General features: G+C 59.2%; 18 protein-coding genes and 1 pseudogene. 12 read left to right on the top strand and 7 right to left on the bottom strand.

Going from position 1 to position 25,470, the window contains the following annotated elements; genetic code table 11:
* Positions 1 to 44: 44 nt before the first annotated feature.
* The 7 genes and pseudogenes from HU725_RS10970 to HU725_RS10940 all read right to left on the bottom strand — a co-directional run bounded on the left by HU725_RS10970 (position 45) and on the right by HU725_RS10940 (position 11,135).
* Positions 45 to 470: an Imm26 family immunity protein gene (locus tag HU725_RS10970; protein ID WP_186477223.1), complete on the bottom strand. Its 426-nt coding sequence runs from the start codon at positions 468 to 470 to the stop codon at positions 45 to 47.
* Positions 471 to 907: 437 nt separating this feature from the next.
* Positions 908 to 3,433 (bottom strand): annotated as a pseudogene (locus HU725_RS10965) (RHS repeat-associated core domain-containing protein); the annotation flags it as partial.
* Between the two features lie 103 nt (positions 3,434 to 3,536).
* Complete coding sequence (locus tag HU725_RS10960) at positions 3,537 to 4,016, bottom strand: hypothetical protein (protein ID WP_186477222.1); 480 nt, start codon at positions 4,014 to 4,016, stop codon at positions 3,537 to 3,539.
* On the bottom strand, positions 4,010 to 8,167 hold the full coding sequence (locus HU725_RS10955) for an RHS repeat-associated core domain-containing protein (protein ID WP_186477221.1): 4,158 nt from the start codon (positions 8,165 to 8,167) through the stop codon (positions 4,010 to 4,012). The genes HU725_RS10960 and HU725_RS10955 overlap by 7 nt, the downstream gene beginning before the upstream one ends.
* A 6-nt stretch (positions 8,168 to 8,173) precedes the next feature.
* Entirely contained in the window at positions 8,174 to 8,641 is a 468-nt protein-coding gene (locus HU725_RS10950) for a DcrB-related protein (RefSeq protein WP_060476422.1), read from the bottom strand.
* 33 nt (positions 8,642 to 8,674) lie between these two features.
* Entirely contained in the window at positions 8,675 to 9,271 is a 597-nt protein-coding gene (locus HU725_RS10945) for a DcrB-related protein (protein ID WP_186477220.1), read from the bottom strand.
* A gap of 10 nt (positions 9,272 to 9,281) precedes the next feature.
* Entirely contained in the window at positions 9,282 to 11,135 is a 1,854-nt protein-coding gene (locus HU725_RS10940; protein ID WP_186477219.1) for a type VI secretion system tip protein TssI/VgrG, read from the bottom strand.
* Between the two features lie 267 nt (positions 11,136 to 11,402).
* Between HU725_RS10940 and HU725_RS10935 the strand changes: the two genes are divergently transcribed.
* The 12 genes from HU725_RS10935 (at position 11,403) to icmH (ending at position 25,444) form a co-directional block, all read left to right on the top strand.
* A complete protein-coding gene (locus HU725_RS10935; RefSeq protein ID WP_186477218.1) occupies positions 11,403 to 12,428 on the top strand; it encodes a hypothetical protein in 1,026 nt (341 codons plus the stop codon).
* Positions 12,429 to 12,499: 71 nt separating this feature from the next.
* Positions 12,500 to 12,988 (top strand): hypothetical protein, encoded by a 489-nt coding sequence (locus tag HU725_RS10930; RefSeq protein ID WP_225915531.1) that lies wholly within the window; start codon positions 12,500 to 12,502, stop codon positions 12,986 to 12,988.
* 831 nt (positions 12,989 to 13,819) lie between these two features.
* Positions 13,820 to 14,569: a hypothetical protein gene (locus HU725_RS10925; RefSeq protein WP_186477217.1), complete on the top strand. Its 750-nt coding sequence runs from the start codon at positions 13,820 to 13,822 to the stop codon at positions 14,567 to 14,569.
* Between the two features lie 64 nt (positions 14,570 to 14,633).
* The gene (tssB, locus tag HU725_RS10920; protein WP_028697264.1) at positions 14,634 to 15,173 is read left to right on the top strand and encodes a type VI secretion system contractile sheath small subunit; all 540 of its coding nucleotides are present in this window, start codon (positions 14,634 to 14,636) and stop codon (positions 15,171 to 15,173) included.
* A gap of 14 nt (positions 15,174 to 15,187) precedes the next feature.
* Entirely contained in the window at positions 15,188 to 16,690 is a 1,503-nt protein-coding gene (tssC, locus tag HU725_RS10915) for a type VI secretion system contractile sheath large subunit (protein ID WP_060476435.1), read from the top strand.
* Between the two features lie 26 nt (positions 16,691 to 16,716).
* On the top strand, positions 16,717 to 17,199 hold the full coding sequence (gene tssE, locus HU725_RS10910; protein WP_060476436.1) for a type VI secretion system baseplate subunit TssE: 483 nt from the start codon (positions 16,717 to 16,719) through the stop codon (positions 17,197 to 17,199).
* Positions 17,199 to 19,019: a type VI secretion system baseplate subunit TssF gene (gene tssF, locus HU725_RS10905; RefSeq protein WP_186477216.1), complete on the top strand. Its 1,821-nt coding sequence runs from the start codon at positions 17,199 to 17,201 to the stop codon at positions 19,017 to 19,019. Before tssE ends, tssF begins: the two co-directional genes overlap by 1 nt.
* Entirely contained in the window at positions 18,983 to 20,053 is a 1,071-nt protein-coding gene (gene tssG / locus HU725_RS10900) for a type VI secretion system baseplate subunit TssG (RefSeq protein ID WP_186477215.1), read from the top strand. The genes tssF and tssG overlap by 37 nt, the downstream gene beginning before the upstream one ends.
* Positions 20,050 to 22,647, top strand: a complete 2,598-nt coding sequence (gene tssH, locus HU725_RS10895) for a type VI secretion system ATPase TssH (RefSeq protein WP_186477214.1) — start codon at positions 20,050 to 20,052, stop codon at positions 22,645 to 22,647. Before tssG ends, tssH begins: the two co-directional genes overlap by 4 nt.
* Positions 22,648 to 22,671: 24 nt before the next feature.
* On the top strand, positions 22,672 to 23,391 hold the full coding sequence (gene tssJ, locus HU725_RS10890) for a type VI secretion system lipoprotein TssJ (protein ID WP_060476440.1): 720 nt from the start codon (positions 22,672 to 22,674) through the stop codon (positions 23,389 to 23,391).
* The gene (gene tssK, locus HU725_RS10885) at positions 23,388 to 24,731 is read left to right on the top strand and encodes a type VI secretion system baseplate subunit TssK (RefSeq protein WP_060476441.1); all 1,344 of its coding nucleotides are present in this window, start codon (positions 23,388 to 23,390) and stop codon (positions 24,729 to 24,731) included. The genes tssJ and tssK overlap by 4 nt, the downstream gene beginning before the upstream one ends.
* Entirely contained in the window at positions 24,728 to 25,444 is a 717-nt protein-coding gene (gene icmH / locus HU725_RS10880) for a type IVB secretion system protein IcmH/DotU (RefSeq protein WP_186477213.1), read from the top strand. The genes tssK and icmH overlap by 4 nt, the downstream gene beginning before the upstream one ends.
* The last annotated feature ends 26 nt before the right edge of the window (positions 25,445 to 25,470 follow it).

The following is a 25,470-nucleotide window of genomic DNA, read 5'->3' as shown; positions in this document are numbered from 1 at the left end:
ATATTTTATTAAAGAACCAAGACGACGAGCAAAACTTCAATCTCTCAATATTGCTGCAGAAAATTTTCGACCAAAGCAAAACCGGATACACCCATTAATATATAATCCTGATATTCCTCAATAGCCAAAACCCTGACTGGACTCCCTCGCCGGTAAAGAGTACCCGCCATATTAAATTCAAAATCCTTCAGCGCGGCATCAGAAACTATACCGTGCTGTAGAATATGCCAGTCACCCGTCTTTAGTTTGTCCACAACCGTAAAAATTACCGAAAAGCTTCCCCTGTGATCTTTGAATATCAAATACTCGACATTCTCAGGTACCCCCTCATTAGTGCTGACAGACAACACAGCGAAAGCAAATATCTTTTTAAACTTTTGTTCCTGGCTTTCTGTTCCAAGCCAAATTATTTGGCTAATTGCGAACCTACCATCCCCCATAGGGATAGAAAAATAGTCGCCAACCCGCATAGATTTAACTCCTATCATAAGCCTAGCCCCTTCATCTTGGCCAAAGCGTCGGATAGTACACCATCCCCCCAGCTTGGGCTATGCCCGGCCACATCATAAATTGAAGCATTAGGGTTAGAGGGACTATACGATCTGATTCTATTCAACAAGTTTGTAAACTCATTGGTCGAAAGCGCGCCTCCATTAAGATCCATAATTTTTTGCTCCAGAAATTTGGCCTCAGCTTTGGTCAAATTATTATCAAAAATCACATGTTGCTGCAAGTTAGATTTACCTGGTGTTGCAGCATGCACACCTAAGCGGGCTGTCGCATCACCACGCCCCACATACTTGATCACTCCATTATCTGTTAATACATAAAGGCCTTGCCCATTTACAGGATCATATTTAGCCCCAGTACCCCCTGCACTACGCTGAGACGGTCTCCCCATACAAGGAGTTAGTCCGGCAGGGTCTATCCAGTTATTTGGATTCAGCACATAGCTATAAAGATTAAAACCGCCTCTCAAACCTATAGGGTCTTGAGTAATAAATCTTCCCACTTCGGGGTCGTAATATCTAAAGGTATTGTAGTGTAGCCGGGTCTCTTCATCGAAATATTGACCTTGATATCGCAGATTCTGCTCGACCTTATCGACAGCCACTTGCTCTATCTCACCCCACGAGCGATAGGTCGCCTGCCAAACGATCTCACCCTCGCTGTCCGTCAACTCCAGCGGCGTACCAATCTGATCCGTATGGAAGTAGTAGACCTTCTGCTCTTCCCCTTCAACCTGATCCACGCGCGCCAACGGCGCATAGCTACCCGGCTCATACAGGTACAAAATGCTCTGACCAGGCGTTTCCTCCCGCACCATCCTCAACCCTTGCCACAGGAAGCGTTTCTGTTCGACTTCGCCGTTGATCTCAGCCTGCTTGGCCACCCGCCGCCCCAGGCTGTCATACCGGTATTGCCCGGTACTCTCCAGCTTGCCGTTAACCAGCGTCTGCGCCCGAACCAGCCGGTTCTCGCAGTCGTAAATAAAACTCTGCAGCTTGCTGTGCCCCGAGCGCTTCTCGATCAGGTTGCCCCACGGGTCGTAGCGGTACTCCTGATCGCGCCACTGCTTGATCCGGTTGTCCTTGACCTTGTCGAACTGCCGCGCATTGAAGTCCAGGCGGTTCGCGGCGGGGTCGTAGCGGAACTCTTCGCTGCCCACCAGCGAGCCGGTATCGCGGCTGCGCAACTGCCCGTTGGCTTCGTACTCGTACTTGATCTCGCCTCGCAGCTTGTCGAGCGTGCGCACCAGCTCTCCGGCCGGGTCGTACTGGTAACGGCGATGAATCGGGTTGTAGGCATGCTCCACCAGCAGCGAGGTATTGATGCCGGTGTTGTGCACCTGCGACAGCTTGTCGGCCGGCAAGGTCGAAGCAAACTGCCAGGCCTTGCGCCCCACGGCGTCGTAACCGAAACAACTGGTGAGCTTGCCCTGCGTCCGGTACACCTCACGGTGCAGGTCATCACGCTCCATGTCGCTGATGACCAGGCCATCCAGGTTCAGCTGGTGCAGGTGACCGCTGCCGTAGTACAGGTGGTTGACCTTGCGCCCATCCGGCAGGGTCAGAGTGGTCAGATTGCTGAGCGGATCGTACTCATAACCCAGCGTGCCATCGGGCGTGATTTCTTGCGTCAGCCGCCCCAGCACATCGTAGGTGTACGCCAGCTTTTCCTCGGTCACCCCAAGTTGCTTGCCGAGTCCGCTCGGGTGCCGCTCGATGCTCAGCAGCCGGTCCCCGTCGTCGTAGGTGAACTGCTGCTGTGAATCGCGGTTCAGCTTGGCGATCAAGCGGCCAATGCTGTCGCGCTCGAACAGCGTGTGCCGCTCCGGCCGCTCGGCATTTTCGCCATAGCCAATCTCATCCAGTCGGGTCAGATGGCCGCCGAGGTTGTAGCTGAAACGCCGGGTCAGGTTATCCACCGGCACTTCTTCGCTCAGCCGATCCGAAGCGTCGTAGGCAAAGCTGTACGTGGCGTTGTTCTCATTGACCAGCGCGATCAGGCGCACGGCCTTGTCGTACTCGTAGCGTACCCGCTGGCCCTTGGCATCCTGGCGGCTGCTCGGCAGGCCACGCGCCGTACGCATCAGGCGTGTGGTCTGGCCCTTGCCGTCGGTGTGGCTGATTACCTGGCCGTAGACGTTGTAGGTGAAGGTTTCCGCGGTACCGTCCGGGTGACTGATGCGCAGCACTTCGCCGTCGGGCTTGCGCTCCAGGGTGGTGGTCTGGTTCAGCGCATCGGTCACCGCCACCAGGTGCTGACGATCGTCGTAGCGGTAATAAGTGCTCTTGCCCGAGCAGTCCTGATAACGCTCGACCTGGGCCAGGGTGTTCCACCACAGGTACTTGGACTTGTAGGTCGCGTCGATGATGGTATGCGGCAGGCAGTCATCGCTGTTCAGGTACTCGGTCATCTGGCCGAGGGCATCGAATTCGGCGAGCAGGTTGCCCTTGTCGTCGTAGCGCGCTCGCCAGGTGCTGCCGTCCGGATAGCTGACCTGGGTCACCAGCGTGGTCAGGTGGTGAGATTCGTAGGTGGTCTTGCGGCCCAGCGGGTCGGTTTCTTCCAGCAGGCGGGCGAATTCGTCGTACTGGAAGGCGAGCCGGTTGCCGTCCGGCAGGTCGAGGCCGACCATGTTGCCCTGCTCGTCCAGCTCGATGGCGTAACGCTCGCCACCGTAGTCACGGCTGGCGATGACACGGTGGTCGGCGTTGTACTGCACTTCCAGCTCGCGGCCGAGCACGTCGGTGGCCCAGCTGGTGCGGGCGTCGAGGTCGTAGCGGAAATGGTAGTGCTCGCCATCGCTGGTCCAGTGCTCGACCACCCGTGGTTTGCCACCCTGGGTTTCCCAGCGGTAGTGGCAGCCCAGGCCCAGGGCTTTGCTGTGAGTGACCATCAGGCCTTCGGCGTATTTCGGGGATTTAATCCCGAAATCCAAGCTAGTACATTTTTAGAGAGCCACCAACTCGTACCGAAAAATAACAACTACGAAGCACTCCGAGCAATAAGTGCCAGTTAAATAATCTACATCACACGAGTTTTACCAACTTAAACAGCTGGTCAGCATATTTTTTCGCTCGAGGGATTCTCGAAAGCTTAAGATATTCTAGTAGTTGCTCGCGACTAGACTTCGCCAATACATACTCAATGAGATTTGTCAACAGAAACCCTTGCGAGTACTTTCCAACTGAAAGGGTCTTGCTTTTTTCGTCCTCTGAAGGTTCTGCTCCAGCGGGGTATTCCTCCTCATCCTCTTCTTCAGCGGATAATGCCCGGAATTTAGAAATAGAATATCCCCGTAACAGGTCGAAGTTATCAGTTAACGCTAACATTAACTCATCAATATCGACTTTTGCCCTTGCAACCTTAGCAGAGTCAAGCCTAGCAAATACCTCCGTGTATTCCGACTCAACCTCAATATGTAAAACATCAACAAGCTCCGAGAGCAATTTTTTATAAATGGGCGATCCCACTATACGCTCCGCCAACAAACCACTGTCGACTACCATACATCAACTCCTTTTATTACCCTAATCAGATCCGATCCTACATGCCTAAATTGATCGACAGCCTCGTGCTCCCAAGGAGTAAGCGCAAGCAAATTAGACGAATCATGAACACCCTCCCCACCCACTCGCTGAGGGATATCATTATGATGAAGTTCTAAAGTATATTCTCTTATTGATATCTTATCTGTTTTACGAGAAATCACTTCAACCGTCATCTTGGGCGCCTTCCCCTCAGCCATACGCACCAGATTAGCAGGTGAATAAGTCCGACTAGGTGCTTTGGCTTCAGCTTTCCAATAGTTTTTTCGTGCAGTACTCCAACATTCCCATCCCCATGGGTCAATCCAACCTATCGGATTTTGACCATAGCGGTAAAGATTTAGCCCACCATCTAAACCAATAGGGTCCTGAGAAACATAACGCCCTACCTCAGGATCGTAGTGACGGAAAGTGTTGTAGTGCAGTCCCGTTTCGTTATCAAGATACTGCCCTTGAAAACGCAGATTCTGCTCGATTTCGTTAACGGCCAGCTGCTCTACCGAACCCCACGAGCGGTAGCTCGCCCGCCAAACGATCTCACCCTCGCTGTCCGTCAACTCCAGCGGCGTACCAATCTGGTCCGTATGGAAGTAGTAGACCTTCTGTTCTTCCCCTTCAACCTGATCCACGCGCGCCAACGGCGAATAGCTTCCCGGCTCATACAGGTACAAAATGCTCTGACCAGGCGTTTCCTCCCGCAACATCCTCAACCCTTGCCACAGGAAGCGCTTCTGTTCGACTTCGCCGTTGATCTCAGCCTGCTTGGCCACCCGCCGCCCCAGGCTGTCGTACCGGTATTGCCCGGTACTCTCCAGCTTACCGTTAACCAGCGTCTGCGCCCGCACCAGCCGGTTCTCGCAGTCGTAGCTAAAGCTCTGCAGCTTGCTGTGCCCCGAGCGCTTCTCGATCAGGTTGCCCCAAGGATCGTAGCGATACTCCTGGTCCCGCCACTGCTTGATCCGGTTGTCCTTGACCTTGTCAAACTGACGCGCGTTGAAGTCCAGCCTGTTCGCCGCGGGGTCGTAGCGAAACTCCTCGCTGCCCACCAGTGAACCGGTATCACGGCTGCGCAGTTGCCCGTTGGCTTCGTACTCGTATTTGATCTCGCCCCGCAGCTTGTCGAGGGTACGCACCAGTTCTCCGGCCGGGTCGTATTGGTAACGGCGGTGGATCGGGTTGTACGCATGCTCCACCAGCAGCGAGGTATTGATACCGGTGTTGTGCACCTGTGAAAGCTTGTCTGCAGGCAAGGTTGAGGCAAACTGCCAAGCCTTGCGTCCCATGGCGTCGTAGCCAAAGCAACTGGTGAGTTTGCCCTGGGTGCGGTAGACCTCACGGTGCAGGTCATCGCGCTCCATGTCGCTGATCACTTGGCCGTCCAGGTTCAACTGGTGCAGGTGACCGCTGCCGTAGTACAGGTGGTTGACCTTGCGCCCATCCGGCAGGGTCAGAGTGATCAGATTGCTGAGCGGATCGTACTCATAACCCAGCGTGCCATCGGGCGTGATCTCTTGTGTCAGCCTTCCCAGCACATCGTAGGTGTACGCCAGCTTTTCCTCGGTCACCCCAAGCTGCTTGCCCATGCCACTGGGCTGCCGCTCGATGCTCAGCAAGCGGTCAACCTCGTCATAGGTGAACTGCTGCTGGGAATCGAGATTGATCTTGCCGACCAACCGACCAATGCTGTCGCGCTCGAACAGCGTGTGCCGCTCGGGGCGCTCGGCATTTTCGCCGTAGCCGATTTCGTCCAGTCGCGTCAGGTGGCCACCGACGTTGTAGCTGAAACGCCGGGTAAGGTTATCTACCCGCACCTCTTCGCTCAGCCGATCCGAAGCGTCGTAGGCAAAGCTGTACGTGGCGTTGTTCTCGTTGACCAGCGCGGTCAGGCGAATGGCCTTGTCGTACTCGTAACGTACTCGCTGGCCCTTGGCATCCTCGCGGCTGCTGGGCAGGCCGCGTGCGGTGCGCATCAGGCGGGTGGTCTGGCCCTTGCCGTCGGTGTGGCTGAGCACTTGGCCGTAGACGTTGTAGCTGAAGGTTTCCTTCGTGCCGTCCGGATGGCTGATGCGCACCACCTCACCGTCCGGCTTGCGCTCCAGCGTGGTGGTCTGGTTCAGCGCATCGGTCACGGCCACCAGATGCTGGCGCTCGTCGTAGCGGTAGTAAGTGCTCTTGCCCGAACAGTCCTGATAACGCTCGACCTGGGCCAGGGTGTTCCACCACAGGTACTTGGACTTGTAGGTCGCATCGATGATGGTGTGCGGCAGGCCGTCATCGCTGTTCAGGTACTCGGTCATCTGGCCGAGGGCATCGAATTCGGCGAGCAGGTTGCCCTTGTCGTCGTAGCGCGCTCGCCAGGTGCTGCCGTCTGGGTAGGTGACCTGAGTCACCAGCGTGGTCAGGTGGTGATATTCGTACTGGATCTTACGGCCCAGCGGGTCGGTTTCTTCCAGCAGGCGGGCGAATTCGTCGTACTTGAAGGTCAGGCGATTGCCGTCTGGCAGGTCTAGGCCGACCATGTTGCCCTGCTCGTCCAGCTCGATGGCGTAACGCTCGCCACCGTAATCACGGCTGGCGATCACGCGGTGGTCGGCGTTGTACTGCACTTCCAGCTCGCGGCCGAGCACGTCGGTGGCCCAGCTGGTGCGGGCGTCGAGGTCGTAGCGGAAACGGTAGTGCTCGCCATCGCTGGTCCAGTGCTCGACCACGCGTGGTTTATCGCCGAGGGTTTCCCAACGGTAGTGGCAGCCCAGGCCCAGGGCGTTTCTGTGGGTGACCATCAGGCCTTCGGCGTAGCTGAAGTTGCGCACGGTGTCGCCGTTGCGGTTGATCACCGCGCTCAGCTGGCCGTGTTCGTCGTAGCGGTACTGGGTGAGCGTTTCCACCGCTTCGTTGTTCACCACGCGCTTGATGTCGGTCAGGCGGCCCAGGGGGTTGTCGTAGTGCAGGTGGATGCGGGTGCCGCCGGTGGCGCTGATGTCGGTCAGGGTGCCGTCCGGCGTGCGGGTGAAGTGCAGGAAGTGGCCCAGAGCATTCTCGATGCGTTGTAACGGCACTTCGGTGTTGCTGTCGGGGACTTCGCCGAAATAGAAGAACAGGTTGTCGAGGGTCTGCAGGATGTAATGGCCACCCTCGGTACACACCAGGTACACCTGTTCGTGCGGGTTGTAGATGCGCTCACCCGGCTGCAGGGTCACGAATGGGACCTCGCGGCCCTGGTTGTCGGTGAGGTAGATAAACGAGCCCTGGCGGCGCAGGCTTTGTTCCCAAGGCAGCACCCAGCCGCGCCCCAGCACGCTGTCGACAGTGAGGTCGCTGGCGTAGAAGCGTGACCATTCGATAGGCATCAGGCCTGGCAGGCTGAAGTCGATCTCATCGGGGATCAGCTTGCGCCCAGTGGTGAGGTCAACAGGGTTGCCGACCAGGCCACCGATGGCCCTGCGGACCACAGGCTCGACCACGAAGCGGCTGGCCACCTCCCCCGCGATGAAGCCTGCCGTGAATTTCAGGGCGCAAGGCATGACGGCCTTCATGCCGGCCTGGGTGCCAGCCTTAATCAATTGGGCGATACCGCCAGCGGCGCCGGCAATGGCCATAAGCACATCGACGGTGGTACGCAGCCACTGAGGAATTTCGTCATCCACAGGCAAGTAGCGGTAGGTACCGCCGCCAACGATGACGTTATCCGAGCCGCCGGAAATGGTCGCGCCGCAGGTCAGCTTGTCACCCTTGCGTGCAGCGGCAACGCTATTGATGAAGACGTTGGTCGAGCCTTCGGCGATTTGCACAGGCCCGGGATGCTTGTCGCAGGCACCGATGCTTTTCTCGACGCGGGCGGCCTTCAGGCTGTTGATGAATACGTTGTGTGAGGCAGTGGTTATCGTCCCTGAGGGGGACGAGAACATACTGCCTATCGCCTCTCCGGCGGCGGTCAGCAGGCTGCCTCCGATACCGGCTGCAAGGCCGGCCAACAAGGCCACGCCAAACCCGCAGGTGAATGTGGCAATGGCTACCGTGGCCACCAGCGCGATGCCCAAGGCGGCTCCAATTAGAAAGCCCCCCAGTGCGCTGGTGTGCGATATCTCGTCGCCGAACCTGGCCGCTTCGAACATGAGGGTTTACTCCTGTTCGCCGGACTCGGCGCTGGCTTGTGCCGGGGTGCGCGCAGTGAAGCTGGCAAGCAGATTGTCCCAATCCTGGTTCTGCTGCGCGCTGAAGTCCGCTTGTGCAGTGGTCGAGAAGATCAGCGCACGCCCGGGGCTGATGATGAAGGCGGCTTGGCGCTGGTACAGCGGGCGGCCCTGGTTCATGTAGTAGGCGTCGATCTGGATGCCGGCGATCGGCGCGGCTGCCGACAGTGAAACGGCCTTGTTGCCCATGCGGGTGTAACCGCGCAGCTTCGAGGTGAGCATTTTGATCTGACGTTCTACATAGGCCTGCAGCGCCTCATCGGGCAGCAAGGTGTCCCTGGAGATGGTGATGCTCAACGGTGCCGGGACGCTGGCGCCAAGGACAAACATATTGACCGTGCGGTCCTCGAAACCTGTTGGCAGCGCGATGCTGCCTTCCTGCAACTCGTAATCCATGCGATGAAAATTCCTGATAACAATAAAGTGAGGTCAGCGTAGTGCGAGGCCATCGAGCATGCGGTCGAACTCGGCCAACCACTGGCTCAAGCCTGAACTGGTGGGATCGATTACGCAGGCGATATCCAGCCACTGCGGCATTACACTGCCTTCGACAGGGACCAGTGCGCCAACAAGGCGGCCGTGACGGGGCTGCTGCCCGGCCTTGAAATGGAAATCGAGCACCTTTGCCGGGCTACCTGCCACATGACAATCGCGCTGGCGGATCACGCGCATTTGCGGGTTCGACTCGCGCAAGGACCGAACTGCCGATTCGAACAAGTGCTCCAAATCCTGGCCAGCGCGCACGTCACGGCGGCGGATGTTCAGAGTGACGAGCTCGCCTTCGTGTTCGATCGTTGTCTGGATGTCGCGAAAACGAAAACCACCCGGAAACTGCAAGTGGAAACCGCAGAAGGTGAACCCGCTGGCAACATCCCGCAGCGCTACCGGCACTGGCACGGCTTCTGGCTCTTGTTCTGGTTTCGCACTGGCCGCCTGGTCTGCCTCTGCCAACTTGGCTAGACGCTCTTGCTCCTCCAGCGCTTCGCGCCGGGCGGAAATGCGGTCATAGATCGAGGGTTTGTACATGCGCCTGGCCTCAGTCGTTGATTCGCACCGGCGCGCCCGTGATCTTGGTGATGTCGGAGCTGGTGGTGGTGATGACCTTGCCTTTGATCTCGATGCCTTCCGGCGTCAGCGTGATGCTGCTGTCGCCCACCTGGAGGATGATGTGCTGCTTGGCTGCCACCTGAATGAACTGGTTGTCCACCTGGAGCGTATAAGAGCCTTCGGTTACTTGCACCACGGTGTCTTTCTTGACCTGCTCGGTGTGCGTGCCACCCACCGTGATCGTCCGGTTGTTCCCCACATCATGGGTTTCATCCAGCTCGATCTCGGTGTCCATGTTGCGCTCGGCGTGCATGATGATCTGCTCGGCGCCGGCCTTGTCCTCGAAGCGGAAGAAGTTGGCGGTACCACCGTCACCCTTCATCGACCGGGTCAGGAAGCCGCTCTGGGTTTTGTTCGCCGGCAGCGACCACGGCGGGGTGTTGTTGCTGTTGTACAAGCTGCCCATGATCAGCGGGCGGTCGGGGTTGCCGTCGAGGAACACCACCACCACTTCATCGCCAACCCGCGGAATCTGGATGCTGCCGAAGCCGCCACTGGCACCGGATTGGGCAACGCGCACCCAGCAAGAGCTTTGGTCGTTGAACTCACCATTACGGTCCCAGTGGAACTGCAATTTCACCCGGCCCAACTCATCGGTGTAGATCTCTTCACCGGGGGGGCCGACCACAATCGCCGTCTGCGGCCCGCTGATGCCCGCCCTGGGGGTGCTCAATGAAGGGCGGAAAGGAATTTTACGGCGAATGCAGGTGAAGCCATTGCGGTAGCCGGCTTCGCCATCGTTGGCATAGTTGTTCTGCCCCCAATGGGTAACCGAAAGCAGCAAGAACTGCCGGTCATCCGGGGCGTCATTGTCATGGTCGTAATGCTGGCTCAGTTCAAAATACTGGCCAGGCTCCATGGCGCGACAGTTGCTCTGACCATGGAACGTCTTGCCGTCCACTTCCATTGCCTCCAGCCGCCGCCGTGCCTTGCGCATGCCTTCGTCTGCGTCGGCGTAACCATAGAGGCCTTCGTACTCGAATACTTCATACTGGCCGACCTCGCCCTGCTGGTTGACCGAATTCAACTGCACCAGGTGCGGGTTGCCCGGCTGCTTGTAGTCGAAAGATTTCAAGGCAAGACGGGTTGGCTGCATCCGACGCGCCGAAGACCATGTGGTGATCGAGTCGGCAGTTTCGGTGACAGACGCACTGTGATAGCGGATCAGCGGTTGGCGCTCCAGCTGCGGAAGCATGCTGCTGTCATCGCTGATGATCATGCGATGGCCTTCCTGCGAGTGCTCGAAGGTGAAAAATAGCCCTTCATGCTCGAGCAGGCGCAACACAAAGTTGAGATCCGACTCTTGATATTGCGTGCAGTAACTGATCGGTTTGAGCGGTTGGCTCAGGCGGAACTCGTATTCAGCCAGTGTCAGGTAGTAGGCAAAGACGTCCTTGACGATCTGCTCTGTGGTCTTGTCCTGGAAGATACGCGAATCGCGTCGCCGGCTGAGGATCCAGATCCACGGCACAAGCTCGGCAGTGTAATTGGCAATGCCGCCGTCGGCCCCCGTATGGACGAAGTCCGACACATGCGCGCTTATGTAGCGTTTGCTGCCATCAGCCAGCGCAATCCCTACAGTCACTTTTTTGCCGATGAGCTTTTTGAGCTCGATGCGCGCGTCCTGGGAGATGAGTTGAACCTGGAAACTGAATAGCTCCGACAGCGCCTCGCGGCCACTGAAGCTGAGCAGTTGCAGTTCTTGCTCGGGGGGCAAGGGCGAATCGAAAGTAAACAGACGTTGATGCTGTGTAAGGATTGATTCGAGGGCGTCCGTAATCATGTCAATGCATCCTGCACCAAGCTGGAAATCTTTCAATGAAAACGCGCTGAACAGAGGCTGTCAAATGATGGCGATAAGCCAGGGGCCAGATGAGTGATGTCAACATGCCCCTAAGCCAAAGTACATCATAGCTGTGAAGCACTGCAGGCTTCGGGAATTAATCACATCGTAGCGTGGCTGTTGGTTTGATCTGTCGGACCTCAGCGGTGTAGGCTCCTTTGCGCCTAGCCGCGAGGCAACACACTGCGAATTTCAGGGAGAATCGCCATGAGCGTGAGTGAACACCAACTCAGCCAACTGGACCGGGAGATGGACCAGAATCACCGTGAGATGGTGATCATGTCGATCGAGGACTTCCATGCCCAAGCCCAGTTCGCTCAGCGATCGCAAGGGGCTACGCAGGCTCCGCAAGTATGCACACGCACCCAAGGCGACATGCTCGCCGGCACTTGGCAGGGCGTGAAAACTACCTACAACGGCCTGCCCCATACCTTCGTCAACACGACCTGGGGCGTACCCACGGCCATGGCCGCGTGGGATGCAAAAAACATTGCCGGTTTCATTCGTGACATGAACGGGCTGGGCACGAAAGTGCGCTACACCGTGCGCAACGGCAAGCAATACGTGATTCTCACCGGCTACCCAGGCCTGCGCAAAACACTCAATGCGCCCCGTTATGGCATCCAGAACGCCAAGCTGGTCAGCATGGGGATCGGCAAGTACGGTGTGCGTGGCTCGTCGATCAAGGGCTTCAAGCTGTCCTGCTATGTCGCAGTAGCTATTGAAGTAGCAGAATGGGTATTTGCCGACGAGCATGTGATGAGCGACCTGTTTGGCGGTGTTGGCGTTGAACTGATCAAGGCTGGTATCGCCTCGGCACTGGGCTATGCCGCTGCTCTGGCAGCCGGAGCCCTGTTCACAGCGGCGGCTGCGCCGGTCATTGCCGGCGCGCTGGTAGTCTTCGCCGTGGGCCTTGGGCTGAACGCGTTGGACAACCATTACGGCATCAAGAATGCGGTGAAGGCCGGGCTGCGTTACGCCGTTGACCACATCGAGGCCATTCACAAGACGATCACCGAGATCAAAGCGGCCGACCTGCGGCGCTACGCCGAGCAAACCGCTGCCAACATCGCTGGCAGAATTGCCGACGAACTTTACGACGAAGCCAAGTCATGGGTGATCCGCAAGCTACGCCCCGACGGGATCGATCTGCCAAGCTGGCCGAGCGCCCCCAAGCTGCCGTCGATGCCCTCCCTGCCATCGCTGCCCACGTTCAACCTGCCTAAATTCTGACGATGAATACACACTCTTCACCAATGTCCGCTGGGCTTTCGCCCCTCAAGATCAGGCTACTGGCTGCTGGCATGAGCATCGCCATGCTGTTGGTCGCGGCCCTCTCGATCTACGCCTACATCAACTACCTGTTCCCGCTATACGGCAGGTTACTGCGTGGCGCGCCTGTGGTGGAAACGCCTTACCTCGCGTTCGGCCTGCTGATGGCACCGCCGGCGCTGGCAATTCTGCTGGTTGGCTGTGCGGTATGTATCTGGACCGGGAAAAAATTCGACCCATCTGAAGGCTCACGCCTGCACCGCTTCCAGACACTGATGTTCGGGCTTTCGCTGAAGACGCTGCTCTACGTGGTCCCCGCCGTGATGATTCTGACGACCCTTGCACTGCTTGGCAGAGGCTACTCCCCCTGCCCGAAGCTGCTGATATCGGGCTCTGCCTGGCAGCTGTTCTGGGTCAACGATGAGCGCGTGTGCTTCAAGCCTGATCACTACATCAACGACAACTGGCCATGCAAAGTCATCGACGGTAAGGACGTTTGCGTACAGGTCGATGGCCGCTGAATTGCGAACGTGAAGCCCAACTGAACGCCAGAGATGAGCCCTTGAGCGTGTCATTGGACCGCTAAGCTTCTTTGCTGCCGACCGATGAGCGCTGTTCATCACTCGCATCCCCGAGTTCGCGTTTCATCCCGTAAGGCTGTTGATCAATGCGCGAAACCTTCAAGCAATGAGCGCTCAAGCTGCGCCTGATATCGACAGCCTAAAAGCTCAAGACTCTGCCGCTATGAAGCTCAGCTGCCTCGGTCCCTCTTTCAGCACGCGCCCTGCGGCCTCCGGTTAGCGGCGAAAATCCGCCGATAGAATCCAGGCTTAGCGTGCTGGAGGGTGGCCCATCGCTTATCACCTCAACGGGCTTGGCCAACGTGTTTTGCAAGTTGCAAATAGCACGCTCTCACCGCCATGCAAGCGCTGGAGGTGCGCCACATTCCGTCGCATGGCCATCATTTCGGCAGCCCTCTTAGCTGCTCCATCAAAGTGATCTTGGCGCGCAAAAATGAGATGCAGTTCACTTCTTGCAAAAAATTTTTCCTGGGTACGTTATGCGTGATCATCCTGCTTTTGGCCCCTTTCTTTAAAGGGCTAAGTCCCGGTATCTGTGGCGAAAAGCTTCCATAGCCAGCATCCGGCCATCATTGCGCAAGTTCACAGAACAGGGAAAGAATCGCACCTGGCACCGGAACTTCTTCCCCAGTGAGGTGCCCTACTCGGCATTACTGGCAACACGATATTCATGTGCCAGCATTCGATTTTGCCGCAGTCTAAAGGCGCGACTTCAGGTCCACGCCATTGGTTTTTTCAGGACGATCAAGCAGGTTCATGGACGATGCACCGATGACACAGACTCTCGATGTCGAAGCACTGATCAAGCTGCGTAGCCAAACGCGAGCGATCTCCGATGCGTTGAAAGCGCAGGCGGCGGATTACCTCGCAACCGTGGCGCCGCTGATCCGTCCGCAGACCCTGTTCGGCGAATACCTGCAAGGCGCCCAGCGCAGCAGCGGGCGCGAAACCCAGGGCCACTTCCAGTCGTTGATCGAGCTCTACGAGCGCATCGGCTCGGCCGCCCCGTTCCAGCTGGTCAGTGAGCTGGAAGTGCCACTGAACCTGATCAGCACCACCCCCGAACTGTTCCCGCTCGAATACGACAAGGTGCTCGAGCGAAGCGGCCAGGTCATTCGCATCACCAGCCCCACCCGTTGGGTGGTGGGTTTTCACGCCTTCGACCTGGCGCAGTTTCGCAACGTCATCAAAGACCCCAACCGCAGCAGCGCCGAGCTGTACCGCTTCGTGGTGCACTACTTGGTTTTGTTCTACTGCCTGAGCAAGTCGCCAGGCCTCGGCCGGCTATTCGAAGGGCTGCGCTACGGCCTTAGTTTCGAGCGCCTCAAGGGCTTTGGCGACTTGCCGTTCTGCGTCATCAGCTCACCGGTACGTTCGGAACTTCCCGACGATTCGGTCATCCGTAGCAGCACGCAGATAGCCGGCAACACCAGCTTCGAAGAACTGGTGGGCCGCGACAATATCCTGGAAATGAACGATGAAATCCGTCAGCGCCTGCTGCTGACGATCGAAGGACTGTAACGCGCCGCGCCCGGTCACGGGCCGCGCAATGATTCGCAGCGAATTGCTCGCACTGGAGAACACGATGGCGAAGAAGGAAAGCACTCAGCACAAACTCGACCGCGTTCGCGCGCCTCGGGTCCATATCACTTACGACGTGGACATCGGTGATGCCATCGAGAAAAAGGAGCTGCCCTTCGTCGTTGGCGTGCTGGGCGACTTCTCGGGCAACCCGCTGGAGCCGCTGCCCAAGCTCAAGGACCGCAAGTTCGTCTTCATCGACCGCGACAACTTCAATGGCGTGCTCAAGGGCATCAAGCCACGCCTGACGTATCGCGTCGACAACACCTTGGCCAAGAACGGCACGCAGTTGGGCGTGGAGCTGAACTTCAACAGCCTGGAAGATTTCGAGCCACAGAACGTGGTCAAGCAGGTCGAGCCGCTGCGCAAGCTGCTGGAAGTGCGCAACAAGCTGGCTGACCTGCGCAACAAGATGGGCGGTAACGACAAGCTCGAAGAGCTGCTGATGGACGTGCTGCAGAACACCGAGAAGCTCAAGACGTTGGGCAAGGAATTCGGCCGTGAGGCCGAAGTGAAAGACCCGTCCAGCGACGATCGCGCCTGAGCAGGAGCCCGAACATGACCGACAAGCAAACCGCACCGCAACAGGCCGGCGACCTGGTCGAAGTGGAAAACTTCGCACCACAGCCTTCGCTGCTCGACAGCATCATTTCGCAAAGCCGCGTGGCCCGCTCCGACACCGAGCGTAATCGCACCCGCGACCTGATCGGCGAGTTGGTGAACCAAGTGCTCGAGGGCGAAATGACCCCGAGCAAGGACCTGATCGCGGTACTCGATGCGCGCATCGCTGAAATCGATTCGATGCTCTCCGAGCAGATGAACGAAATCATGCACGCCCGTGAATTCCAGCAACTGGAAGCCTCTTGGCGTGGCCTGAAGTACCAGGTCGATCAGACCGAAACCAGCACCACGCTGAAAATTCACCTGCTCAACGCGTCGAAGAAAGACTTGGTGCGCGACCTCAAAGCGGCCAGCGAATTCGACCAAAGCGCGTTGTTCAAGAAGGTCTACGAAGAAGAGTACGGCACCTTCGGTGGCGCCCCGTTCGGCATGTTGATCGGCGACTACGAGTTCAAGCGCAGCCCAGAAGACATGTACCTGCTCGAAGAGATCTCGCACGTGGCAGCTGCAGCCCACGCGCCGTTCATTTCGGCAGCTTCCCCCGAGTTGTTCGGCTGGGACTCGTTCACCGAGATGTCCGGCCCGCGTGACCTGGCAAAAATCTTCGATACCGTCGAATACGCCAAGTGGAAGTCGTTCCGCGCCTCGGAAGACTCGCGCTACGTCGGCCTCACCCTGCCCCACGTGCTCGGCCGCCTGCCATACGGCCCGGATACCTCGCCGGTCGAAGAATTCAATTTCGTCGAAAGCGTCGATGGCCGCGACCACAACAAGTACCTGTGGATGAACGCTGCTTACGCGCTCGGCACCCGCGTTACCGATGCCTTCTCCCGCTACGGCTGGTGCGTGGCGATTCGCGGCGTGGAAGGTGGCGGCCTGGTCGAAGGCCTGCCCACCCACACCTTCAAGACCGACGATGGCGAAATCGCCCTCAAGTGCCCCACCGAAATCGCGATTACCGATCGCCGCGAAAAAGAGCTGTCCGACCTTGGCTTCATCCCGCTGGTGCACTGCAAGGGCACCGACTATGCCGCCTTCTTCGGCACCCAGTCGGCGCAGAAGCAAAAGCAGTACAACACCGACATCGCCAACGCCAACGCACGCTTGTCGGCACAGCTGCAGTACATCTTCGCCACCTCGCGCATCGCTCATTACATGAAGGCCATCATGCGCGACAAGATTGGTAGCTTCGCCTCGCGCATGGATGTCGAGCGTTTCCTCAACCAGTGGTTGGCCAGCTATGTGCTGCTCGACGACACCGCAAGCCAAGAAGCCAAGGCCAAGTTCCCGCTGCGCGAAGCCCGCGCCGAGGTGTTCGAGGTGCCCGGTAAGCCTGGGGTCTACAAAGCCGTGACCTACCTGCGCCCGCACTATCAGCTTGACGAACTGACCGCCTCGCTGCGCCTGGTGGCAGAGCTGCCGCAAGGCGCTCGCGGCTGATCAGCCACTGTGTACAGGGATGACACATGAGTAATCAGGCCCGCCTGCTGCCCTCGCTGCTCGACCGGCTGCTGGACGATCGTCCGCATCAGTCGGCCGAAGCCGCCACCCAGCGCACCTGTTCGCTGGCCGAGTACAAGGCCAGCATCGTGCGCGACCTTGAAGTGCTGGTGAATACCCGCCAGTCCCTGGTCGCGCAGGAGCTCGACCGCTTCAAGCAGCTCGGTGGTTCCATCCTTGAATACGGCATGCCCGACTTCATCAGCCGCAGTGTGCTCGACCCTCACGATCGCCGGCTCATCCAGCAACAGCTGGAGCGGGCGATCAGCACCGGCGACCGGCGCTTTCGCCGAGTGCGGGTGCAATTGCTGGCCCAGGAAAATGGCCACCGTATGTTGACCTTCCGTGTCGACGCCGTGCTGCGTCTGCAGGACATCAGCCGCCAGGTGTCGTTTGACGCCGTGCTGCAGGTCAACACCCAGGAATACAAAGTGCAGAACCTTAACTGATGCTCGACGAACTGCTGCCCTACTACGAAAAGGAACTGTCGCACCTGCGCTTCCTCGGCCAGGAGTTTGCCGCGCAGTACCCGAAAATTGCTTCGCGGTTGCTGATCGAAGGCGACAACTGCGAAGACCCGCACACCGAGCGCCTGATCGAGGCGTTCTCGTTTCTCTCTGCGCGCGTGCACAAGAAGCTCGATGACGAGTTTCCGGAAATCGTCGAATCCTTCCTTGAGGTGCTGTACCCGCATTACCTACGCCCAACACCCTCGATGTCGATTGCCGAGTTGAGCCTGGGTAAGCACGAGAAAGTGACCGAGGCCTACTTGGTGCCTCGCCATACTGAAATGCAGGCCAATGCCGTGGAAGGTGTGGTGTGTAAGTTCCGCACCTGTTACCCGGTGGAGCTGTGGCCGATCAGCGTCCATCAGGCGTCCTTCGTGGAAATGGAACGTTCAGCGTTCAACGGCCACAGCGCCGACCTGGTGGCGCGCCTGCGCATCGGCCTGCAAGCAACGGGCGAGGCGTTGTTTGGCCAGATGGAAGTCGACCGCTTGCGGTTCTTCCTGGACGGTGAGGCGACCCTGATGCTGCAGCTGTATGAGCTGCTGTTCAACAACCTGGCCAAAGCCACCCTGAGCTTCCAGGACGAGGGGCGCACCCGCGAGGTTGCCCTGCCGGCCGCAGCACTCAAGGCAGTGGGCTATGCGCGCGATGAAGGGCTGGTGGATTACTCCGAGCGCTCGTTCCTGGGTTACCGCCTGCTGCACGAGTATTTCACTTTCCCCGACAAATTCATGTTCTTCGACCTCAGTGGTTTGGCCCGCATCCTTGCAGGCAAAGCGATCGAGCAGGTCGAGGTCAATTTCTACTTCAGCGATTACGACCTCAGCGACCGCCTGGTGCGGCTGAGCCAAAACGTTGGGCGCAACAACTTCAAGCTCAACTGCACCCCCATCATCAATCTGTTCCGCCAACAGGCGGAGCCGATCAAGCTGACCCACACCCAGCATGAGTATCCGGTCATCCCGGATACGCGGTTGCACAATGCCGCCGAAGTGGTATCGATCGACCGGGTGCGCCGTGTTCGCAAGCTCGGCGGCATCGACCAGGTGGCGACTTGCCAACCGTTCTTCGAGCCGCGCGGCGAGCAAAGCCCGCACACCAGCTTCTGGATTGCGCGCCGGCGCAACCAGGGCGATGCCACCGCCATGAGCATCCGTGTGGTTGACCGCGACCTGGAACTGATCGACGCCAGCAGCGATACCCTGAGCATCGGCCTGACCTGCAGCAACCGTGATGTGCCCTTGATGCTGCCCTTCGGTGGCGAGCGCGGCGAATTCAACATTCCGGCCAACTCGGTGATCAAGGACATCCGCTGCCTGCGCAAACCTACTGCCACAGTGCGTGTGCCCCTGGGCAAGGGGCTGATCTGGCGGCTGATCGCGCACCTGTCGCTGAACCACCTGTCGTTGGTCAGCCAGGGCCGCGAAGTACTGCTCGAGCTGCTGTCGCTGTACAACTACCGCAATGTCTCGGCCATTCGCAAACAGATCAACGGCATCAAAGCCATCAGCAGCGAACCGGCCGTAGCGCGTATTGGCCACCCGCGGCCGAACTTCGTGAGGGGCGTTGGCATCACCCTCACCCTTGACGAAAGCCAGTTCATCGGCAGTGGCGTGTTTCTGTTCGGCATGGTGCTGGACCACTTCTTCGGCCAGTACTGCTCGATGAACAGCTTCACCCAACTGAGCCTGCGCTCCCAACAACGAGAGAAGAGAATCGTCCAATGGCCAGCACGCACTGGCGATCAGCCCCTGGTCTGATCGATCAGGCACGAGCCGAACCGCATCGATTCGAATTTTTCCAATTGGTGCGCTTGCTCCGCCTGCACTACAGCCGTACCGGGCGCATGGACTTGGCGACCCGACCGCACGAAGACCCGCTGCGTTTTCGCACCCAGCTGTCCCTGGCCTTCCCCGCCAGCGAGGTCAGCGACCTGCACTTCGAGCGCGAGGGCAAGGTGTCCACGGCGGGCCTGCCGCTGTCCGAAGTGCAAGTCACGTTCATGGGCCTGGTGGGGCCATCGGGGGTACTGCCGCGCCCGTATACCGAGCTTTTGCTCGAGCGCCACGTGCAGTATCGCGACGACGCTGCCCATGCGTTTCTGGATATTTTTTCGCACCGCATGACCACGCTGTTCTACGAGGCCTGGCAAAAGTACAAATTTCACATCGAGCACGAGCGCAACGGCGCCTCCGGGTTCGATGGCTATCTGCTCAACCTGGTAGGGCTCGGCCCGCGGGCGCAGAAGCTCAAATTCGAAGAGCAACCCTCGGCGCTGCCACGCGAGCTGTTCAACTACTTTGCCGGCCTGCTCAGCCAGAAGCCGCGTAACGCCCTCAACCTTGAGGTAATGCTCGGCTTTTATTTCGCGCTGCCAATCAAGGTAAAGCAGTTCGCTGGCCGCTGGCTGAGGCTAGAGCCAGAGCAACGCACCCAGTTGGGGCGCAAGAACGCGCAACTGGGGCAAAGCGCGGTCGCGGGTAACCGCGTTTGGGACTACCAGTCTTGCATCCGCATCGAGCTAGGCCCGTTGAACCTTGCCGACTACCAGCGGTTCCAGCCGGGCACCGAGTGCTACCGCAAACTGCTCGAGCTGGTGCGCTTCTATATAGGTGCCGAGCTGGACTTCGAAATCGCCCCGCGCCTCAAGCGCGAGGCTGTGCCCCGCGCCCAGCTGGGGCGCAGCGGCAATGTTGCATTGGGCTGGCTGGGCTGGCTCAAACGCCCTGAGCGTGATGCGCAACCTTCGCGGTGCGCCGTTTTCCACATTCCTTACGATGGGGTCGCCTTGTGAACCTGAAGTCTCTGTTCGCCAAGCTTAACGAAACCAGCCGCACGGCCACCGAAAGCGCGGCGGCCCTGTGCCTGTCCGAGCACCACTATGATGTGGAGGTCGAGCACCTGCTGCTGCAACTGCTCGACAACAGCGACAGCGACCTGGCGCCGATCCTGCGTCACTACGACGTCGTCGCAGAGCGCCTGCAGGCGCAGCTGGTAACCGCCTTGGGCACCTTCAAGAAGGGCAATACCCGCACCCCGGCGCTGTCGCCGCACATCACCCGCATGATCGAACAAGCCTGGCTGCTGGCATCGATCGAATACGGCGTAGCGCAGGTCCGCAGCGGCCACCTGCTCCAGGCCCTGCTCGACGATGCCGAACTGCGCCGGGTGGTGATTGCCTCGGCCCCAGAGCTTGAAAAAATCAACGCCGATGACCTGCGTGTGAACCTGGCCGCATTGGTCGAAGGCAGTGCCGAGTCGAAGCAGGCCAGCGCCCTGGCGAGCCCTGCAGCAACACCCGCCAGCAGTGCCAAGCCTGGCGGTAAAACCCCAGCGCTTGACCAGTACACTGTCAACCTGACCCAAAGTGCCCGAGAAGGCCGTATCGACCCGGTGCTGGGCCGTGAATTCGAAGTCCGGCAGATGGTCGACATCCTCACCCGTCGCCGGCAGAACAACCCTATCCTGACCGGCGAAGCCGGGGTGGGTAAGACCGCAGTGGTCGAAGGCCTGGCGCTGCGCATCGCTCAAGGCGATGTGCCAGGCGTACTCAAGGATGTGGCCCTGCACACGCTCGACCTTGGCCTGCTACAGGCCGGTGCCGGGGTCAAGGGCGAGTTCGAGAACCGCTTGAAGGCCGTGATCGAAGAGGTCAAGCGCAGCCTGCACCCTATAATCCTGTTCATCGATGAGGCGCACACCCTGATCGGGTCCGGCGGCCAGGCCGGGCAGAACGATGCAGCCAACTTGCTCAAGCCGGCCTTGGCCCGCGGCGAGCTGCGCACCATTGCCGCCACCACCTGGGCTGAATACAAGAAGTACTTCGAGAAGGACGCCGCCCTCGCCCGCCGCTTCCAGGTGGTCAAGGTCGAAGAGCCTGACGAGGACAAAGCCATCCACATGCTGCGTGGCCTGCTCGGCAAAATGCGCGAGCACCACAAGGTGGCGGTGATGGACGAGGCGCTGGTTCAGGCCGTGCGCTTGTCCAACCGTTACATCACCGGCCGCCAGCTGCCCGACAAAGCCGTCAGCGTGCTCGACACGGCCTGTGCACGCATCGCCCTGGCGCAGTCTTCGCAGCCCGGAGCACTGGAGGACTGCCGCCGGCAGATCGACAACCTTCAGGCCGAAATCGCCGTGCTCGGCCATGAGGCCGACAAAGGTCACGACCACGCCCGCCGCCTTGGCGAACTCCAAGCGGCCCTGCAGGCTGAACAGCTGCAGGAACAGCAGCTGAACGAGCAGTGGCAGCAGGAACTGGCGTTGGTCGAGCAGCTCAAGGCGCTGGATGCCGCCAATGACGCAGATGCCACGCAGCTCAACACCCTGCGCGCGGAACTTGCGCGCGTGCAAGCAGACCAGCCGCTGGTCCACGCGCTGGTCGACAGCGGCGCCATTGCCCAAGTAATCAGCGGCTGGACCGGCATTCCGCTGGGCAAAATGCTGCGTGACGAGATCGACACCGTGCAACGCCTGCCAGCCCTGCTTGGCGAGCGGGTGCTGGGCCAGGACCACGCCCTGCAGGAAATCGGCAAACGCATCAAGATTTCCCGAGCGCGCATGGAAGACCCGAACAAGCCAATCGGGGTTTTTCTGTTGCTGGGCCCCAGCGGCGTCGGCAAAACCGAAACTGCCCTGGCCTTGGCCGACACCTTGTATGGCGGTGAGCGCAACCTGATCACCATCAATATGTCCGAGTACCAGGAGGCGCACACCGTATCGAGCCTCAAAGGCTCGCCGCCCGGCTACGTCGGTTACGGGGAAGGCGGTGTGCTGACCGAAGCGGTGCGCCGCAAACCCTACAGTGTGGTGCTGCTGGACGAAGTGGAAAAAGCCCACCCGGATGTGCTCGAACTGTTCTTCCAGGTATTTGACAAAGGTGTGCTGGACGATGGTGAAGGCCGCGAGATCAACTTCCGCAACACGGTGATCATCCTGACGTCCAACACCGGTACCGAGCACATCATGCAGACGTGGCTGAACGCCACCGAGCTGCCAACGCCGGCCGCCATCGTCGAGGGCTTGCGTGACGAGCTCAACCAGGTGTTCAAGCCAGCCTTCCTCGGCCGCCTTAGCATCGTGCCGTTCTACCCAGTGCAGGACCAGATACTGGAACGCATCGTGGCTCTGAAGCTTGAGCGTATCGCCAAGCGCCTGGCCCGCAACCATAACGCCCAATTGAGCTATGACCAGGCGCTGATCAAGGCCATCGCCGCCCGCTGCACAGAGGTGGACAGCGGTGCTCGCAACATCGACAACATTCTGTCCCAGACCCTGATGCCTGAACTCGCGCAGCGTGTACTCGAGCGCATGGCCCAGGACGCGCCGATCGAGCGTTTGACGATCGAGCTGGGCAGCGATGGCGATTTCGCCTATCGCCTGGCCTGAGCCGTACAAGGAGGTTTAGCCGTCATGCAACACAAGCACACCGCCCTCAAGCACCTGACCACCGCTGCTCTGTTATTGGCGCTGGTTGGCTGTGGGGTTACCGACCGTATCGGCAAGCGCATGGATGACAGCTGGGCGGCCGACATGCTGGCCGACAGCGAGAAAGTCATCCTCACCTCCGATGGCGGCAACCAACTCAACCCTGATAGCGATGGCAAACCGCTGTCGGTGGTGATGCGCGTGTATCAGCTGACCGACTTGGAGCGCTTCGCTGCAAGCGATGCCGACACCCTGTGGGACGCCCCGGATAAGGCCTTGGGCAATACCCTGGTAGAGGCGCGGGAAATCATTCTGCTGCCCGGCATCGGCCAGATCGACCAGTGGCCGCTGGCCAAGAATGCGCGCTATGTGGGCGTGGCGGCGTTTTTCCGCGATGACCAGAACGCCCGCTGGAAGGTTGCCTTCGACGCCGACTCGCTGCGCAAGGACGGTATCTGGTTCTCGTCCGATGGCTTGCGGGTGCTAGTGGACAAAACCGAAATTCACGCCACCCGCGGCGTTGACGTGCTCAATAAGCCACCGACCGCTGACCAATTGGCTGCGCAGAAGGCAGGCCAAGCCGAACCCTCCTTTGCCGACCAGGTGCAGGACGCAGCGCTCGACAAGGCTCGTGACATGGCCGGCCAATCGGCCCAGAACACAGCGGACAAAACCCTCAACTCTTTAGTGGATAGCGTTAAATGAGCAAGCAGAGCCGGGTGATGTGGTCGGAAGGCATGTTCCTGCTGCCCCAGCACTTCCAGTACCAGGATGAGTTTCACCAGCACCAGCTCGCGGAGGCGACCCTGCGCAGCACCCCATTCCACTTTGGTGTGCAGGTATTGCAGGTAGACGAAGATGCCCTGGCCAACGGTTCGCTGCAACTCAAGCGGCTGAAGCTGGTATTCCCCGACGGCAGCCTGTACGACGCGCCGCAGCACGACCCCCTGCCGGCCGCGCGGGACCTTAAAGACCTGCTCAAAGCCAACGAGTTGAAGGTTTACGCTGCCTTGAAGCTGCCCGAGCCGTTCGGTTTGAATTATGTCGAGGACGGCCAGGCGGACAAGGTCGCCAGGCGCTTTCGCAAACAGTTCGACACCCTGCCCGACCTCAACGAGGGCGATCTTGAGAACGAAATCACCAGCTTGCGCCTGAATGTCGTGCTGCTGGTCGACGGTGACAGCCTTGACGGCTACAGCCATTGCCCGCTGGCGAAACTCACGCGCAACAGCATGGGCGGCTTCAACCTCGACCCCCATTTCGTTCACCCCACCTTGCACTTGGGCAGCCATGAGACATTGGCGGGTATCGGCAAACGCCTACTGGGTGCGCTGCAGGCCAAGAGCAAGGCTCTGTCGGGGCGCCGGCGTGAGCGGGCCGACCAAATTGCCGAGTTCGGCTCCAGCGATGTCACCTTGTTCTGGCTATTGAACACGGTCAACCGCGCGCATCCGCAACTTGCACACCTGCTGACCCACCCGCGTCTGCATCCGGAGCGCCTGTATCTGTTCCTCGCCGACCTCGCCGGCGGGCTGTTGACGTTCACCCTCGATACCCAGCTCAGCGACCTGCCCGAGTACGACCACCACGACCCAGCTGCCTCGCTGGTCAAGCTGGACGAGATGATCCGGGTGATGCTCGACAATGTGGTGCCCAACCAGTGCATCGTCATCGACCTCACTCAAACCAAACCGTCCCACTGGCAGGGCCAGCTGCGCGACCCACGGCTGGTCGAAGCCGACTTCTACATCGCCGTGCACGCCGATATGCCAGGTGCCAGCCTGCTGGAGTTGGTACCGCGTGCGTTTAAAGTCGGCTCACCGGAAGACATCGAAGTAGTGGTCAATAGCGCGATGCCCGGCGTTACCCTCAACCACGCTGCGCGCCTGCCCAATGCGATCCCGGTGCGCCTGGACAACCAGTATTTCGCCATCGAGCCACATGGCCCGGTGTATGAGCGAATGATGAATGCCCAGAGCATCTGCTTCTACGCGCCCAGCGCGTTTACCAACCTCAAGCTTGAATTGATGGCGGTGCTCAAATGACCGAAGCCGTACTGCAACAGGGCGCCGTCGCGGCCGCCAACGACAAACCTACGCTCAAGGACCTGGTCCAGGACTTCATCAGCATGGCGCTGATCGTGCGCCGTGGCCGCCAGGTGACTTCGGTGCAAGCCTTTGAAGGCAGCGTCGAGCGTTTCTTTGCCAACCTTGAGCGTGATGCTCGCGCCGCCAACTACAGCGTCGAGCAAGTGAAGGATACCCAATACGCACTGTGCGCCTTCCTGGACGAAAGTGTTTTGCGCTCCGGTGACAACGAACTGCGCCGGCACTTCGAACTGCAACCTCTGCAGTTCCGCTACTTCGGTGTGCACCTGGCCGGTGAAGGCTTTTTCGAGAAGATCGAGGCACTGCGCGGCGACGTCAAGCAGAACATCGATGTGCTGGAGGTATACCACCTGTGCCTGGCGTTGGGCTTCGAGGGCAAGTTCAGCATTGGCCAGAAAGATCAACTGCGCTATCTGGCCAACACCCTCGGCCAGGACATCGCACGCTATCGCAAGGCGCCCAAAGCCCTGTCACCAGATTGGGCTTTGCCTGACCAGGTGTCGCAGATGCTGCGCCATGAAGTGCCGTTGTGGGTGTACATCGCGCTGATTGCGCTGGTATGCGTTGCGCTGTACCTGACCCTCGACTGGTTACTGGACAAGGACGTTGCCGCCCTTTCCGAACAAATCCGCCAGCTGTTCAGTGCCTGAGCCCCTTTCAGGTAGCCGAGTCAGGA

Origin of the sequence: Pseudomonas promysalinigenes, assembly GCF_014269025.2 — a bacterium.
GTDB lineage: Bacteria > Pseudomonadota > Gammaproteobacteria > Pseudomonadales > Pseudomonadaceae > Aquipseudomonas > Aquipseudomonas promysalinigenes.
Note: the sequence above shows the minus strand (reverse complement) of the source record. Positions and strands in the feature narration are given on the sequence as shown.